Source organism: Blautia sp. HA8986 (assembly GCF_056504635.1).
In genome coordinates, this window is sequence record NZ_JBWLUQ010000001.1 from 140,676 (window position 1) to 156,143 (window position 15,468).

At 44.4% G+C, this 15,468-nt stretch carries 10 protein-coding genes and 1 tRNA gene; 9 read left to right on the forward strand and 2 right to left on the reverse strand.

Annotated elements, in window-relative coordinates:
- Position 1: 1 nt before the first annotated feature.
- The 6 genes from AC04Q4_RS00595 to AC04Q4_RS00620 all read left to right on the forward strand — a co-directional run bounded on the left by AC04Q4_RS00595 (position 2) and on the right by AC04Q4_RS00620 (position 7,935).
- A complete protein-coding gene (locus AC04Q4_RS00595) occupies positions 2 to 1,303 on the forward strand; it encodes a bifunctional folylpolyglutamate synthase/dihydrofolate synthase (protein ID WP_173737623.1) in 1,302 nt (433 codons plus the stop codon).
- The gene (pheA, locus tag AC04Q4_RS00600) at positions 1,296 to 2,426 is read left to right on the forward strand and encodes a prephenate dehydratase (RefSeq protein ID WP_195454947.1); all 1,131 of its coding nucleotides are present in this window, start codon (positions 1,296 to 1,298) and stop codon (positions 2,424 to 2,426) included. The genes AC04Q4_RS00595 and pheA overlap by 8 nt, the downstream gene beginning before the upstream one ends.
- A 25-nt stretch (positions 2,427 to 2,451) precedes the next feature.
- Positions 2,452 to 3,768: a DUF815 domain-containing protein gene (locus AC04Q4_RS00605; RefSeq protein ID WP_476389068.1), complete on the forward strand. Its 1,317-nt coding sequence runs from the start codon at positions 2,452 to 2,454 to the stop codon at positions 3,766 to 3,768.
- 32 nt (positions 3,769 to 3,800) lie between these two features.
- The gene (locus AC04Q4_RS00610; protein WP_476388278.1) at positions 3,801 to 5,336 is read left to right on the forward strand and encodes a Ppx/GppA phosphatase family protein; all 1,536 of its coding nucleotides are present in this window, start codon (positions 3,801 to 3,803) and stop codon (positions 5,334 to 5,336) included.
- 17 nt (positions 5,337 to 5,353) lie between these two features.
- Positions 5,354 to 7,507, forward strand: coding sequence for an RNA degradosome polyphosphate kinase (locus AC04Q4_RS00615; RefSeq protein WP_476388279.1), 2,154 nt, complete (start codon positions 5,354 to 5,356; stop codon positions 7,505 to 7,507).
- A gap of 83 nt (positions 7,508 to 7,590) precedes the next feature.
- Complete coding sequence (locus AC04Q4_RS00620) at positions 7,591 to 7,935, forward strand: hypothetical protein (RefSeq protein ID WP_173737627.1); 345 nt, start codon at positions 7,591 to 7,593, stop codon at positions 7,933 to 7,935.
- A 113-nt stretch (positions 7,936 to 8,048) separates the two neighbouring features.
- Here the strand turns inward: AC04Q4_RS00620 and AC04Q4_RS00625 are convergent, their stop codons facing one another.
- Together AC04Q4_RS00625 and AC04Q4_RS00630 are read right to left on the reverse strand one after the other, a co-directional pair.
- Positions 8,049 to 9,218: an MBL fold metallo-hydrolase gene (locus AC04Q4_RS00625; RefSeq protein WP_476388280.1), complete on the reverse strand. Its 1,170-nt coding sequence runs from the start codon at positions 9,216 to 9,218 to the stop codon at positions 8,049 to 8,051.
- Positions 9,219 to 9,400: 182 nt separating this feature from the next.
- Positions 9,401 to 9,472, reverse strand: a tRNA-Glu gene (locus AC04Q4_RS00630).
- Between the two features lie 237 nt (positions 9,473 to 9,709).
- Here AC04Q4_RS00630 and AC04Q4_RS00635 point away from each other — a divergent pair.
- From AC04Q4_RS00635 to AC04Q4_RS00645, 3 genes are all read left to right on the forward strand, one after another.
- Positions 9,710 to 11,383, forward strand: a complete 1,674-nt coding sequence (locus AC04Q4_RS00635) for a GGDEF domain-containing protein (protein ID WP_173737629.1) — start codon at positions 9,710 to 9,712, stop codon at positions 11,381 to 11,383.
- Positions 11,373 to 13,274, forward strand: a complete 1,902-nt coding sequence (locus tag AC04Q4_RS00640) for an EAL domain-containing protein (protein ID WP_476388281.1) — start codon at positions 11,373 to 11,375, stop codon at positions 13,272 to 13,274. Before AC04Q4_RS00635 ends, AC04Q4_RS00640 begins: the two co-directional genes overlap by 11 nt.
- A 261-nt stretch (positions 13,275 to 13,535) precedes the next feature.
- Positions 13,536 to 15,461, forward strand: a complete 1,926-nt coding sequence (locus AC04Q4_RS00645; RefSeq protein ID WP_476388282.1) for a DNA gyrase subunit B — start codon at positions 13,536 to 13,538, stop codon at positions 15,459 to 15,461.
- Positions 15,462 to 15,468: the final 7 nt, after the last annotated feature.

Genomic DNA, 15,468 nt, shown 5'->3' on the forward strand with positions numbered 1-15,468 from the left:
AATGAATTATGAAGAAAGTCGCGCCTATATCAGAGCCGCAGAACTGAAGAAAGGCATCGTTCTGGGACTGGATAATATGAGGGAGCTGATGAGGCGTCTTGGTGATCCGCAGGATGAACTGAAATATGTTCATGTAGCAGGAACCAACGGAAAAGGGTCTGTGATCGCATATCTGTATTCCGCTTTATCAGGTGCAGGCTACCGGGTCGGAAGATATATTTCACCGGCTGTCTATTCCTACAGAGAGAGGATGGAAGTAAACGGAGAGCCTGTCAGCAGAGAGAAATTTGCAGCATATGTGACAAGGATCGCGGAAGTGATCGATGACATTGTGAAGGAAGGCAAACCGCATCCATCAGTATTTGAAATTGAAACAGCAGCCGCATTTCTTTATTTTCAGGATGAGAAATGCGATATTGTATTAATGGAAGTTGGCATGGGCGGCGATCTGGACGCCACCAACATAATCCGTACGACAGTTCTTTCCATTCTGGTATCTATCAGTATGGATCATACGGCATTTCTTGGAAATACCCTGAGTGAAATCGCAGAGAAAAAAGCCGGCATTATCAAGCCGGACAGTCATATGGTAACAGTGAAGCAGCAGCCGGAAGCAGAAGCTGTGATCAGAAGAATATGTGAGGAACAGAATGTACCATACGAGGTGGCTGACCGGGATGACGCGGAAGTTCTGGAAGCATCTATGACAGGACAGACTTTTCTTTATAAAGGAGAGAAGTACACGATATCCCTGGCAGGTGCATACCAGAAGGAGAATGCGGTGGCAGCACTCCGGGCACTGGAGATCCTGAATGAGCAGGGATATCCCACAACACAGGAGCAGAGGCAGGATGGCCTGAAACGCACCACTTGGCCTGGAAGATTCGCACTTCTTGGAACGAAGCCGGATTTTGTTGTTGACGGAGCACATAACCCTGCTGCGGCAGATATGCTGGCAGCATCTGTTGAGAGGTATTTTAAAGGCAGAAGGATTATCTACATCATGGGAATGTTCCGTGACAAGGATTACCGCAAAGTCATCCGGAAAACAGAGAAGTACGCAGATACCATTCTGACTATCGCGGCACCTGATAATCCCAGAGCACTGTCCCCCGGGGAGCTGGCAGATGCAGTGAGGGAGTTCCATTCGGATGTAAGGTCATATGATGATATTGAATCGGCAGTGGCAGAGGCTTATCATCTGGCAGGAACAGAGGGTGTGATCATTGCCTTTGGTTCTCTGGCATTTTTGGGAGACCTTACAGAAATTATCAAGAAACATAACGGAGGAAATAATGACTGATTTGGAAAGATACAGAGACGAGATCGATGAGATTGACAGCGAGATCGTGCGTCTCTTTGAAAAACGAATGAAGGTGAGTGAAGAAGTCGCTGAATATAAGATCAAGACAGGCAAGCAGGTTCTGGACCCGGTTCGTGAGAGTCAGAAGATCCACACACTGAAAGAAAAGGCGCACGGAGAGTTCAACAGTCTTGGCGTGCAGGAGCTTTTTCGCCAGATCATGGCAATCAGCCGCAAGAGACAGTACCAGCTTCTGACAGAGCACGGAATTTACGGAGAGCGTAATTTCACAACTGTAAAGCACGTTCCTCTTGAGAATGCCACAGTTGTTTTTCAGGGCGTGGAAGGTGCATACAGCTATGCAGCAATGCGTCAGTACTTTGGTAAAAAGATTGAAAGCTACCATGTAAAAACATGGCGTACAGCCATGGAGGATGTAACTAACGGAAAGGCAGACTACGCAGTGCTTCCTATTGAGAATTCCACCGCAGGTATTGTGGCTGATATCTACGATCTTCTCATGGAATATAAGCTCTATATCGTAGGCGAGCAGATCATTCGTGTGGATCATGTGCTTCTTGGGCTTCCGGATGCAGAACTTGGTGATATTACAAAGGTTTGCTCCCATCCCCAGGGACTTGCACAGTGCAAGGCATTTCTGGAGGAGCATTCATCCTGGAAAAAGAAAGAAGTGGAGAACACCGCAGGAGCAGCCAAGATGGTCAGTGAGACAGGTGACAAGAGCGTTGCAGCTATCGCAAGCCGTGAAGCAGGTGAGGTGTTCGGCCTGAAAGTCCTGGCAGAAAACATTTGCAGGGAAAAAGCGAACTCCACACGTTTCATCATTGTAAGCAGAAAGCCGGAATATGAGGAAAAAGCCGGAAAGATCAGTATCTGTTTTGAGCTGCCTCATGAAAGCGGAACTCTTTACAATATGCTTTCCCACATTATTTACAACGGACTGAACATGACAAAGATCGAGTCCCGTCCGATTCCCGGAAAATCCTGGGAATACCGATTCTTTGTTGATTTTACGGGAAGACTTGGTGAGAGTGCAGTGGAGAATGCGTTAAGAGGAATCGAAGCGGAGGCGAATGTGCTTCGCGTACTTGGAAATTATTAAGATACAGAGGAGTTAAATTATTATGTTGGCAAGAATTCAGGAATGTGTCCTTTACCGTAATTTTTCAGACGGTGAGATACTGGACAATATGGCGGAGATTATCAATCTTTATGAGTCCGATGAGGAAGCTCTCAGGGCAAAAGAGAATCAGTTTTTTCAGTGTGTGAACGGACTGGTGGAACTGGCAGGAATGTACGGATTTTCCGGAAATATCTGGCATACATATCTTACATTCCTTCTGGTAAACCATGAAAATGCATTCAGTATGGCAAGTGAGATTCGCGGAGCCATCAAAGGCAGCATCAATGACCTTGCAAAAAATGATTTCCGGATATTCAAAGAGCTGTACGATTTCGACATCACTGTTTTTGACAAAGTATTTGGAACCGCATGCTGCAGGGTAATCTGTGATTATCAGACACCGGATGAGAACAGCAAGCTCTTTAATACAAGGATCCGTGACCGTATCTGCCAGATGAGCAAGACACTGGCAGCAGCTTCCACAACTGAGGAATTCATGGATGATATGATTGCTTTTTATAAGGATTTTGGTGTAGGTAAGCTTGGTCTTCACAAGGCATTCCGTATCGGACATGATGAGGATGGCAAGGTAGAGATCCAGCCGATCACAAGAATTGCACATGTGAAGATCGATGATCTGGTAGGCTACGAGATCGCAAAAAAGAAACTTATCGATAACACAGAGGCTTTTGTCCAGGGAAGAAAGGCGAACAACTGTCTGCTTTTCGGTGATGCAGGAACCGGTAAATCTTCCAGCATCAAGGGTATCCTGAATCAGTATTATGATCAGGGACTTCGTATTATTGAGGCCTACAAGCATCAGTTCCAGGATCTCAATGAGGTGATCGCCCAGATCAAGAACCGTAATTACCGTTTTATTATTTACATGGATGATCTTTCCTTTGAGGAATTTGAGATCGAGTATAAATATCTGAAAGCAGTAATCGAGGGCGGACTTGAGAAGAAACCGGATAATGTCCTGATCTATGCAACGAGCAACAGACGTAATCTTGTACGCGAGCGCGCAACTGACAAGCTGGAGATCGCAGATGACAATGATCTGCATTCCTCTGATACAGTACAGGAGAAGCTTTCCCTTGTATACCGTTTTGGTGTCCGCATCTACTTTGGAAAGCCGGATAAGAAGCAGTTTCAGGAAATCGTCCGGACACTGGCAGCCCGTTATGGAGTTACCATGCCGGAAGATGAGCTTCTTCTTAAGGCAAACCAGTGGGAAATTTCTCACGGAGGCCTGACAGGACGTGCTGCGCAGCAGTTTATAGATTATATTGTGGGAACAGAGGAAGAAAAAAAGAAATAGTCCACCCGTGTTGGGGGAAAGGATGATGAACTATGGCTGTGACAACCTTTGCGGCAATTGATATAGGATCCTATGAAGTCAGCATGAAGATATTTGAAATGTCCAGGAGAATCGGCTTCAGGGAAATTAATGATGTCCGTTACCAGCTGGAGCTGGGACGGGGAACATATGCAGCAGGACGTCTGGAGATGGAGACTGTAGACGAGCTGTGCGAGATTTTGAATGATTTTAAACGCATGATGGCAGACTTTGGGGTGGAAAGCTGGCGTGCGTGTGCAACAAGTTCGCTCCGCGAGCTTAAGAATCCGACGATCATTCTGGAGCAGATATATCAGAGAACAGGTATAAGGGTGGAGATCTTAAGCAATGCGGAACAGCATTTTCTCGGATATAAATCCATTGCAGCTATTGAATCCGGATTCAAAAAAGCGATTCAGAAGGGAACGGCGATTCTGGATATCGGAGGCGGAAACCTGCAGGTATCACTATTTGATAAGGACGCATTGGTGCTGACGCAGAGTATCCGTATGGGAAGCCTTCGTATCCGGCAGCGGCTGAAAGACCTGGAGAAAACAACTCCACATTATGACAGGCTGGTAGAGGAATTTATCCGCAACGATCTCATGAGCTTTCAGAGACTTTATCTGAAGGACAAAGAAATCTCCAATCTGATCCTGATGGGGGATTTTCTCACAGATACCATATTCCAGGAGAAATCCGGGGAAAATATAATCACAAAGACGGAGTTTCTGAAGAAGTATGACTCCATCGTAAATATGTCAGATTATGATCTTGCGGATTCTATGGGGCTGGAGCCGGAATATGCTTCCCTGATCATTCCGAATATGGTCATCATCCGTAATTTTATAGAACTTTTTCAGGCAGAAGCTTTGTGGATACCTGGAGTTTCCCTTTTAGATGGAATTGCTTACGATTATGCGGAAAAAAATAAATATCTGAAAAGTGCCCACAATTTCGAAAATGATATCCTGGTAGCTTCCAGAAACATTGCCAGACGCTATTCCAGCGGAAAGAATCATCTTACAGGAACCTGTGACCTGGCACTGGATATTTTTGACAGCACAAAAAAGATTCACGGCATGGGAAAAAGAGAGCGACTTCTCCTGCAGATCTCAGTGATCCTTCATGACTGCGGAAAATATATCAGTATGACGGATGTGGCAGAATATTCATACCAGATCATTATGGCAACGGAGATCATCGGGCTTTCCACTGAGGAGCGTCAGGTGATTGCCAGTGTGGTGAGGTATAATACAAAGGAGTTTGGCTGCTATGAGGAGATCAATAGAGAGACTGCCATGAGCCGGGAAGAGTATCTTCTGACTGCCAAGCTGGCGGCAATTTTGAGGCTGGCTAATGCTATGGACAGAAGCCACTACCAGAAGGTAAAGGCTCTCAATGTGAAGCTGAAGGACAGAACTCTTTATCTGATCATAGATTCTGTGAAAGATGTTTCCCTGGAACTTGGCTTGTTGAAAGATAAGACGGAATTTTTTGAGTCAGTGTTCGGAATCCGGCTTGTAATGAAGCGGAAAGGCAGAGCATAACGGAGGAGGTTTTGGGTATGAAATTTAAAGAATTTGAAAAACCGGAATATTTTGTAAACAGGGAATTAAGCTGGATCAAGTTTGATGACAGAGTTTTAAGTGAGGCCAGGGACAAAAGTCTGCCTCTCTTTGAGAGACTGAAATTTTTAAGCATCACATCCTCCAATCTGGACGAGTTCTATATGGTCCGTGTGGCATCCCTGAAAGACCAGGTCCATGCAGGATACAAGAAAACAGACATTGCAGGAATGACATCAAAGGAACAGCTGAAGGCCATCAGCCAGCAGACTCATGACCTGGTTCATGTGCAGTACAGTACATTAAACAGGTCTCTGGTTCCTGCCCTGGAGAAAGCAGGGCTTCATGTGATTTTTGAACATGAGGCATTTTCCGAGAAACAGAAAGAGTTCGTGGATCAGTATTTTGAGGATAATGTATATCCGGTCCTCACGCCGATGGCTATGGACTCATCGAGACCTTTTCCTCTGATCCGAAATAAGACACTGAACATCGGAGCACTCCTTTCCAAAAAAGATACAAAAAAAGGCAAAGAAGAGATTGATTTTGCTACAGTGCAGGTTCCTTCCGTACTTCCGAGAGTGGTAATCATCCCTTCTGAGAAGAAAGGCCATACAACAGTGACTCTTCTGGAACAGATCATTGAGCGAAATATTGATAAGCTGTTTTTGAGCTATGATGTAATCTGTGCGCATCCATACAGAATTATGCGTAATGCAGATCTTTCCATTGATGAGGATGAGGCTGAGGATCTTCTGGTGGAAATTCAGAAACAGCTGAAAAAACGTCAGTGGGGTGAGGTGATCCGTCTGGAAGTGGAAGATAAGATGGACTCCAGACTTCTGGATATCCTGAAAATGGAATTTCAGGTTCATGGAGATGATATCTTCTTTATCAATGGGCCGCTGGATCTTACCATGCTGATGAAGGTTTACGGTATTGACGGCTACGATCAGTTCAAAGAGCCGAAATATAAACCTGCAGCAGTGCCTGCATTCCAGAATGATAAAGATATTTTTCAGGTGATCCGTGAGGGCGATGTGTTTCTCCATCATCCGTATATGAGTTTTGACCCGGTTGTGAATTTTGTGCGCCAGGCTGCAAAAGATCCGGATGTGTTGGCAATCAAGCAGACACTTTACCGTGTCAGCGGCAATTCTCCTATTATTGCGGCACTTGCACAGGCTGCCGAGAACGGTAAGCAAGTTTCCGTTCTGGTAGAATTGAAAGCACGTTTTGATGAGGAGAATAATATCGTCTGGGCGAAGATGCTGGAAAAAGCAGGCTGTCATGTAATCTATGGTCTGGTCGGCCTGAAGACCCATAGCAAGATTACCCTGGTGGTGCGCAGAGAAGAGAACGGAATTCGCAGATATGTGCATCTGGCAACCGGAAACTATAACGATTCCACAGCGAAGCTTTATACAGACTGCGGTATTTTTACCTGTGATGAGCGGTTCGGTGAGGATGCAACTGCTGTATTTAACATGCTTTCCGGATATTCAGAGCCGAAACGCTGGAACAAGCTGATCGTTGCGCCGATCTGGATGAAAGACCGTTTTGTAAAGATGATCGAGAGAGAGGCAGAGCATGCGAAGAACGGAGAGGAAGCTCATATTGTGGCAAAGATGAATTCTCTCTGTGATCCTGTGATCATGGCTGCTTTGTATTATGCTTCTTCCTGTGGAGTGAAGATCGATCTTCTGGTGAGAGGTATTTGTTGCTTGAAAGTGGGAATCCCGGGTATCAGCGAAAATATCCATGTGCGTTCTATTGTCGGCAATTTCCTGGAACACAGCCGGATCTTTTATTTTAAGAATGGCGGATCAGATGAGATATACATGGGAAGCGCGGACTGGATGCCACGTAACCTTGATCGTCGTGTGGAGATCGTTTTTCCTGTGGAAGATGAGGCCATCAAGGAAGAGATCCTACATGTGCTGGATCTGGAATTCCGCGATAATGTAAAAGCTCATATCCTGCAGCCGGACGGAGCTTACGAAAAGCCGGATAAACGGGGGAAAGTTCTGGTTAATTCTCAGATGGAATTCTGCCGCGAAGCCACAGAGCATGCCAAGGCTGTGAAGAAAGAGAAGAAAGAAAAAAAGAGAGTCTTTGTTCCGGCCGAACCTGCGGAGGATGTGGAAGAATGAAAAAATAAGAACGATATGTGCTTGAATACCAGACCGTATTGTGCTATACTGTGAGCATCATACGAGAAGGGAGGATAGATTTTATGACAGACAGAGAAATGCTGGAGATGCTAGTTGAAGGCCAGAAGCAGATATTTCTACGTTTGGACGGTGTTGACAGCAGGTTGGACGGCATTGATAATCGATTAGATGGCATTGATAATCGATTAGACGGCATTGATGTAAGACTTGATGGAATTGACAGAGAATTGCTTGCTATCAAAAATCGTCAGGATACACTGGAGGGACGTCAGAGATTGCTGGAGAAGAAATTTGACCATCTGGTTAATGTAGACATTAAGCATCTGAAAGACACGCAGGATACTATTGTAGTGCTGCTGCAGGCGAAAGGCATAATTCCGCAGATACAGGAATCTATCCACGTCTAAGCAGAAATCGTACATAAGAGAAATAATCAGATAAGATACATAAAGAAAAGGACAGTGATATCATATACACTTACATATGATACCGCTGTCCTTTATTAGATAATAAAGCTACATCAATAACATTTCTTACAAGCTCCATACCCGGCGGCTTCTGCCTGGGAACGGGTCATCTCTGTGGCATTATCAGGATTCATATTTCCGCAGTTTGGAATCCTGTGATATTTGCTTCCTGTAGCAGAAATCCATACCATATCCCCGACTGGCTCCGGATCAGCCTGAACATTTGCAGAAGAATCTGCGCCAGCCGCAGCATCAGAAATATAATCGGAACTGGCTGAACTGCTGCTGCCATAAGCAGAGGAAGGCTGCGTACCGATATCTGTCTCATCTCCGGCTGAATAATCATTACAGGGATTCTGGTTCCATTGGATATCGTTTCCGTCGCTGACAGCAATGACAGTGCCCTGCTCATCCGTCCGGAATACCTGGATTCCCATATCAGAGAGTTTATCCATAGTATCCTTATGAGGATGTCCGTAGGAGTTTCCTGTGCCGCAGCTGATCACTGCATATTCAGGAACTGTCTGCTGAAGGAGATCCCAGGTAGTGGCAGTAGCAGAGCCGTGATGTCCTGGAACGATCACATCACAGGAAAGATCAAGGCCAAGATCACAGATCGCTTCCTCACCGGCAGATTCAGCATCTCCTGTAAAAAGAAAATGATTAATTCCGTTTTCCAGTCGGATAGCAACAGAATTGTCATTATCATTGCTGCTGATGGACTGAGGAGAAAGAACTGTAAACTTACCGCTTCCAAAAGAAAAATCCGTACCAGGATCAGGATGCTGGACGTTAAGTCCTTGGGAAGAAACCTCGTTTTCAAAAGACTGATAGATTTTTGTATCCTGCACATAATCCGCGCCGATCACATTTTTTACGGAAAAATTGTCCAGGCATCCAACGAGTCCGGCTACGTGGTCCTCATCGTAATGAGACGAAATCATATAGTCAATGGTGGAAACATTTTGCTTCTGCAGATAGGAAACAACGAAACTGGAATGTCCCCGGTCGCCTCCGTCATACAGAAGATTTTTTCCCTGGGACTGAACCAGAATAGAAAGTCCCTGTCCCACGTCGAGAAAATGAACAGCCATTGTCGTGTCAGCAGAAGCGGCCTCAGCTGTATAAGCAGCAGAGGGAACTCCTGCGGCTGTCAGCAGAATAAGCAGCAGCGAAAGCAAAAATGTCTGCAGCTTTCTGCGAAAAGAAAGTTTGTGATGCATGAGAAGTCACCCCTTATCTGAAGTATTTTTACAAAAAAATTATAAAACAGAAGAGAAAAAAATGCAAAAAAATAATCAGAACACATATTCTGATGACATTTTTGATGATACTCTTGTTTTTCATCACTTCCAGAGCAATGAAAAAAGCAGTTAGAATAAGGTTTCTAACTGCTTCTACGCAATAGCCAGTACGGGAATCGAACCCGTGTTTCCGCCGTGAGAGGGCGGCGTCTTAGCCCCTTGACCAACTGGCCATATTCATTATTTATTGTCGTTTGATTGCGACTTTCAGTTGTTTCTCTCAACCGACTTCGTTAGTATATAACACTTTCTTTCAAAATGCAAGTACTTTTTTTGCTTTTTTGAAAAAATTTTTTATATATATTTATTGAACATTTTTGACAATTTTTTTGACGGAAAATTGTATTGATGTTATGATAGAACACAGAGAGTAAAAAGAAAAGATTATGAACGGTTAAAAGAGGAAAAAAATGACTTACAAAACAAAAAAAAATACAGGACGGAAGCTGGAAACGGTTTTGCTTTTTGCTACGTTTGCCGTTTTTGTACTGCTGTTTCTGATATTCTGCGAGGGTGGGATCTGGCAGAAACAGGAACAGGTGCAGCCGTTGTCCGGTGGATGGTATTATATAGAAGATGGAGTACGAAAAGATATCACCCTTCCGGCAGAACTGCCAGCCCAAAAAGGAGAATCACTCATCCTTTATAATGAAAATCCGGGCGAAGATAATGCAGAGATGACGGTGATAACTACAGGCGCACAGTATGACCTTGTGATCCGTCTGGACGGAAAGATCCTGTACCAGTATAAAGAAGCACTTTTTGCACGGAATACCCAGATGAAATCCAAACTGGACTGCATTGCACCTCTGGGAAATGACACGAAGGGAAGAGTACTGACTTTAAGCTACCATACTCCACAGCGCGGAAAGTACAAGATCGATCAGGTCTACATAGGAACTGGCAGAGCAGTGGCACTGTACCAGCTGAAAAAAGAAATCATTCCACTGGGAGCGGCAGTTGTCATGATCGTATTATGTGCAGTTGCGTTGTGTATTTTTCTCTATTTGAGAAATCGGAAGATGTCAGGTGGCCGGTTCCGGGATGTAGCTCTGTTTCTTGGGATGTGCAGTATATGGCTGGTAACAGATTCTTCTATGGCACAGAGCTATAGCAGCAGTCCTGATGCTTTATGTCTGGTATCTTTTTACATGTTTATGCTGTTTGCCGTGCCGATGATCCATTTTCAGCAGAAGATGGGGAACATGTCAAGATACAAGATCCTGGATATCGGAATCCAGGCCTTTTACTGTAATGCACTGGTGCAGGGAATCCTGGTGCTTTTGGGGATCGCACAGTTCACAAATATGCTGTTTGTTACCCACATCCTGCTTTTTACGTGGGTACTGATCCTGGCAGTGCTTCTGATACGGGAGTACAGGCAGGAGAAGAGAAAAGAACTGCTCTTTCTTCTTATAGCCTATGTTATTGTAGGGGCAAGCGGATTAAGCGCACTGCTTCTGTACTGGCTGTTTGAGATTCCTTATTATGGTGCGATCTTTGAACTGGGAATTCTGGCATTTCTGGTACTCCTTATTGCAGATGTTGTTATGGAAATGGCAGATAATATCCGTTACCGTATGGAAACCCAGGCCTACGAACGTCTTGTCAGAGAAGATGGACTGACAGGGTTTGAGACAAGAACAGGATTTGAAAAAGCCCTCGAAGAGATGGTCGTTCACACTGGAGAATATCAGGATATTCTTCTTATTTATATTCATATTGATCATCTCCGCTTTACAAATAAGGAATTCGGGCGGGGACTGGGAGATGAACTGGTAGCAGCTTCTGCCAGATGTATTGAGAATGTTTTTCGGGAGAAAGGCACCTGTTATCGTATTGGAGACGATGAATTTGCGGTGCTTGTCCGTGATCCGGAGAAACCGGAATGGTTCTGGCTGGAACAGCTGAAAAAAGAAGCAGGAAACAGTGAGAAATCTGGCAGATGCCGTGTTTCTTTATCTGCAGGGAGCAGCTGTCTCAGAAAACCCGATGGAAGCTATAAAACCATTGGGGACTGGAAATATGAGGCAGACCAGAAGCTTTATGAGAACAAAAAGAAGGAGGAAAAAAGTGTATACTAATTATTTTCAGGTAACAGCGCTTGTCCTGATAGCATTGATCTCGGCCCACTATTTTTCTCATAAAAGACTGAGCAATGTAGAAAACCGGCTTTTTGCGAATTTTCTGGCTCTGGGTGGTATTTATGTGGCGCTGGATCTGATCTGCGGATTTTTTGCAGAAAAAGGATGTGGGACAAGGCGGCAGACAGCAGAAGTTGTTTTTACTCTGTACTATCTCTGTACGGTGATACTTCCCTATATGTTTTTCTGCTATGTACGTATTATCACAGGAAGACAGAAAGAGAAATATAAATGGCTGAAAACTGCATGGTTCGTTGTACCGGTAGGCATGTGCCTTGCTGTACTTCTGAACATCAGGATCAGATGGCTGTTTGATTTTAATAAAAATGGTCTGCTGACGAAAGGTTTTTTTCATGACATGATCTATATTTATATAGCATTTTTTGCTCTGATCATTGCATATTTTACTGCACGTTATGGAAAAACAGCAGAGGAGGAGATCAGGCAGACGATCTGGAGATTTCTTGGAATTGAGACAGGCTGTCTTGCTGTTCAGCTTCTGACAGGAAGATGGCTGCTTACTGGTTTTGGAGTGGCGGCAGGATTATGGCTTATTTATCTGACTTTGAACAATCCCGGAGATTACACGGACAGTATGACAGGGCTTTTTGACAGGCAGTATTTTGACAAATGGATCGGAGAAAAAATATACAGGAAAGATAGTTTTCATCTGCTGGCTGTTGATGCCTGCAATATGAAGCAGATCAACAGGATTTATGGTACAAGTGCAGGTGACCAGCTTTTGATCCAGCTGGCAAAAGGGATTCAGGAGATCACAGGATCTCTCCAGGTGTTCCGCGTTACAGGAAACAGTTTTCTGGTAGTGCTGGATTCCCTGTCTGATTACGAAAAAGCCAGAGATGAAATAAGAGAATTTCTGAAAAAACCGTTCCATATAGGAAAAGAAAATGTGACGTTGCATGCAGCAATCTGCGGGATCATGAATGCTGAGAAAATGGAAAAAGAAGATATTCTTCTTGCATATATTGAATATATGGGATCACTTTCCCAGAATACGGAAGAAACGGTGCTGATTCAGTCGGACAGCAGACTCCTGGAAGGATTCCGGTATGAACAGGAAGTGGAGCATTTTTTAAGGAAGGCAGTAGAAAAGGATCTGTTTGAGGTATATTATCAGCCGGTTTACTCCATAAAAAAACAGAGTTTTATTACACTTGAGGCACTGAGCCGTTTGAAACATCCTACACTGGGGATGATCCCACCGGATGTTTTTATCGGGATCGCAGAAAAACAGGGACTGATCTCAGAGGTTGGAAAACTGCAGCTTCGAAGAGTCTGCTGTTTTATCAAAGAGCACGAGTATATTATGCAGAACATCTGGAATGTGAAATTTAATCTGTCTCCTTCTGAACTTATGAAGCCTGGATACAGCCGCGTGCTTATCGGGATCATACAGGAATATGGTCTGAATCCTGCGTATTTTCAGTTTGAGATCACAGAAACGGTAGCTACGGAATACAGTGAGAGTTTCTGTACAGCTATCGAGGATTTTGCGGAAGCAGGAATACATATGTGCCTGGATGATTTCGGTTCTGGTTATGCCAATCTGAATGCTGTGCTGCGGATCCCGTTTTCGGCAGTAAAAATGGACAGATCGCTTCTGATGAACGTCTGTACGGATAAACAGGCGGCACTTTTTTATCACAGTATTGTAATGACCATGCAGCATATGGGCTACAAGGTGATCGCAGAAGGTGCAGAGACAGAAGAGGAAGTAAAGCTTCTGGAAAAATGGGGCGTGGATATGATCCAGGGATATTATTTCTCGAAGCCCTTAGATAAGAAAAAACTTCTTGAAAAAATTTCGTGACAGCTCTGTTTGACTGACAAATAAAGAAATATTGAAGAAACAGGAAACATACTTTTTTAAGGATAATATGTTACTGGCTGTGGAAAGAACAGTAACGCTAGCATTCCCGAAAAGAGCAGTGTTTCCTGTTTTTGCTTGCAGTTTCGAGGCTCTTTTGATAGAATAGATAAGCTGTTGCAATAAAAAAACAATTGAAAATAATAAATATTTTTGATATAATACAAACAAATGTTCGAAATAAAAAAGAAAGGAATCAGTGGAATGGCAAAGAAAGACACTTATGATGCGGGCAGTATCTCTGTCCTGGAAGGCCTTGAGGCCGTACGTAAACGTCCCGGTATGTATATCGGAAGCGTGTCCAGAAAGGGACTGAACCATCTGATATACGAGATCGTGGATAATGCGGTGGATGAGCATCTTGCAGGATACTGCAGCCGGATCCATGTAGTTCTTGAGAAGGACGGTTCCTGTACAGTAGAAGATAACGGACGTGGAATCCCGGTTGACATGCATGCCAAGGGAGTATCAGCAGAGCGTCTTGTTTTTACAACCCTTCATGCAGGCGGTAAGTTTGATAATTCCGCATACAAGACAAGCGGCGGTCTTCATGGTGTGGGATCATCAGTAGTAAACGCTTTGTCCACATATCTGGACATTAAGATCAGCCGTGACGGTTATATACATCATGACCACTATGAGAGAGGAATCCCGACTATTGAGCTGGAGGAAGGCCTTCTTCCGAAACTGGGGAAGACGAAAGAAACAGGAACCTGCGTCAACTTCCTTCCCGATCCGGAGATCTTTGAGAAGACTCGTTTCGGGGCAGCTGATGTGAAGAGCCGTCTTCATGAGACTGCTTATCTGAATCCGGAACTTACCATCCATTTTGAGGACAGAAGAGGCGAGACACCGGAAGATATCGAATATCACGAGCCGGAAGGAATCGTTGGTTTTATTCGTGATCTGAATAAGAATGCACAGCCTCTTCATGAAGCGGTATATTTCAAAGGTGAAGCAGATGGGATCAGTGTTGAGGTGGCTTTTCAGTTTACTAATGAGTTCCGTGAGAATGTTCTTGGATTTTGCAACAATATTTATAATGCAGAGGGCGGTACCCATCTCACAGGATTTAAGACAACTTTTACAACAGTTATGAATACTTATGCACGTGAGATCGGTGTGCTGAAAGATAAAGATCCGAACTTTACAGGAGCAGATATCCGAAACGGCATGACAGCAGTTGTATCTATCAAGCATCCCGCGCCCCGTTTTGAAGGACAGACCAAGACCAAGCTTGACAACCAGGATGCGTCAAGAGCTACAGGTAAAGTTGTGGGAGAACAGCTTGTGCTTTTCTTTGACCGAAATCTTGAGACATTAAAGACGGTACTTTCCTGTGCAGAGAAGGCAGCCAAGATTCGTAAGACAGAGGAGCGTGCCAAGACCAATCTCCTCACCAAGCAGAAATATTCTTTTGACTCCAATGGCAAGCTTGCTAACTGCGAAAAGAAAGATCCGTCTCTCTGTGAGATCTTTATTGTAGAGGGAGATTCTGCCGGCGGCTCTGCCAAGACAGCCAGAGACCGTAACTACCAGGCAATCCTTCCAATCCGCGGTAAGATCCTTAACGTAGAAAAGGCTACCATTGATAAGGTTTTGGCCAATGCAGAGATCAAGACAATGATCAATGCATTCGGCTGTGGTTTTTCCGAAGGATACGGAAACGATTTTGATATTACCAAGCTTCGTTATGATAAGATCGTGATCATGGCCGATGCGGATGTGGATGGTGCGCATATTTCCACCCTGCTTCTGACCTTGTTTTACCGTTTTATGCCAGAGCTTATTTATGAGGGGCATGTGTATATCGCTATGCCGCCTCTTTATAAGGTGATGCCGAAGAAGGGGCAGGAGGAATATCTCTACGATGATAAGGCTCTTGAGAAATACCGTAAGAGCCATAAACCGGGAAGCTTCACACTCCAGAGATATAAAGGCCTTGGTGAGATGGACGCCCAGCAGCTGTGGGAGACTACCCTGAACCCTGAGACAAGAATGATGAAGCGAGTGGAGATCGAAGATGCCCGCATGGCCTCCGATGTGACAGAGATTCTGATGGGAAGCGATGTTCCGCCACGTAAGGCCTTTATCTACGAGCATGCTACAGATGCAGAGCTGGATATTTGATTGGGAG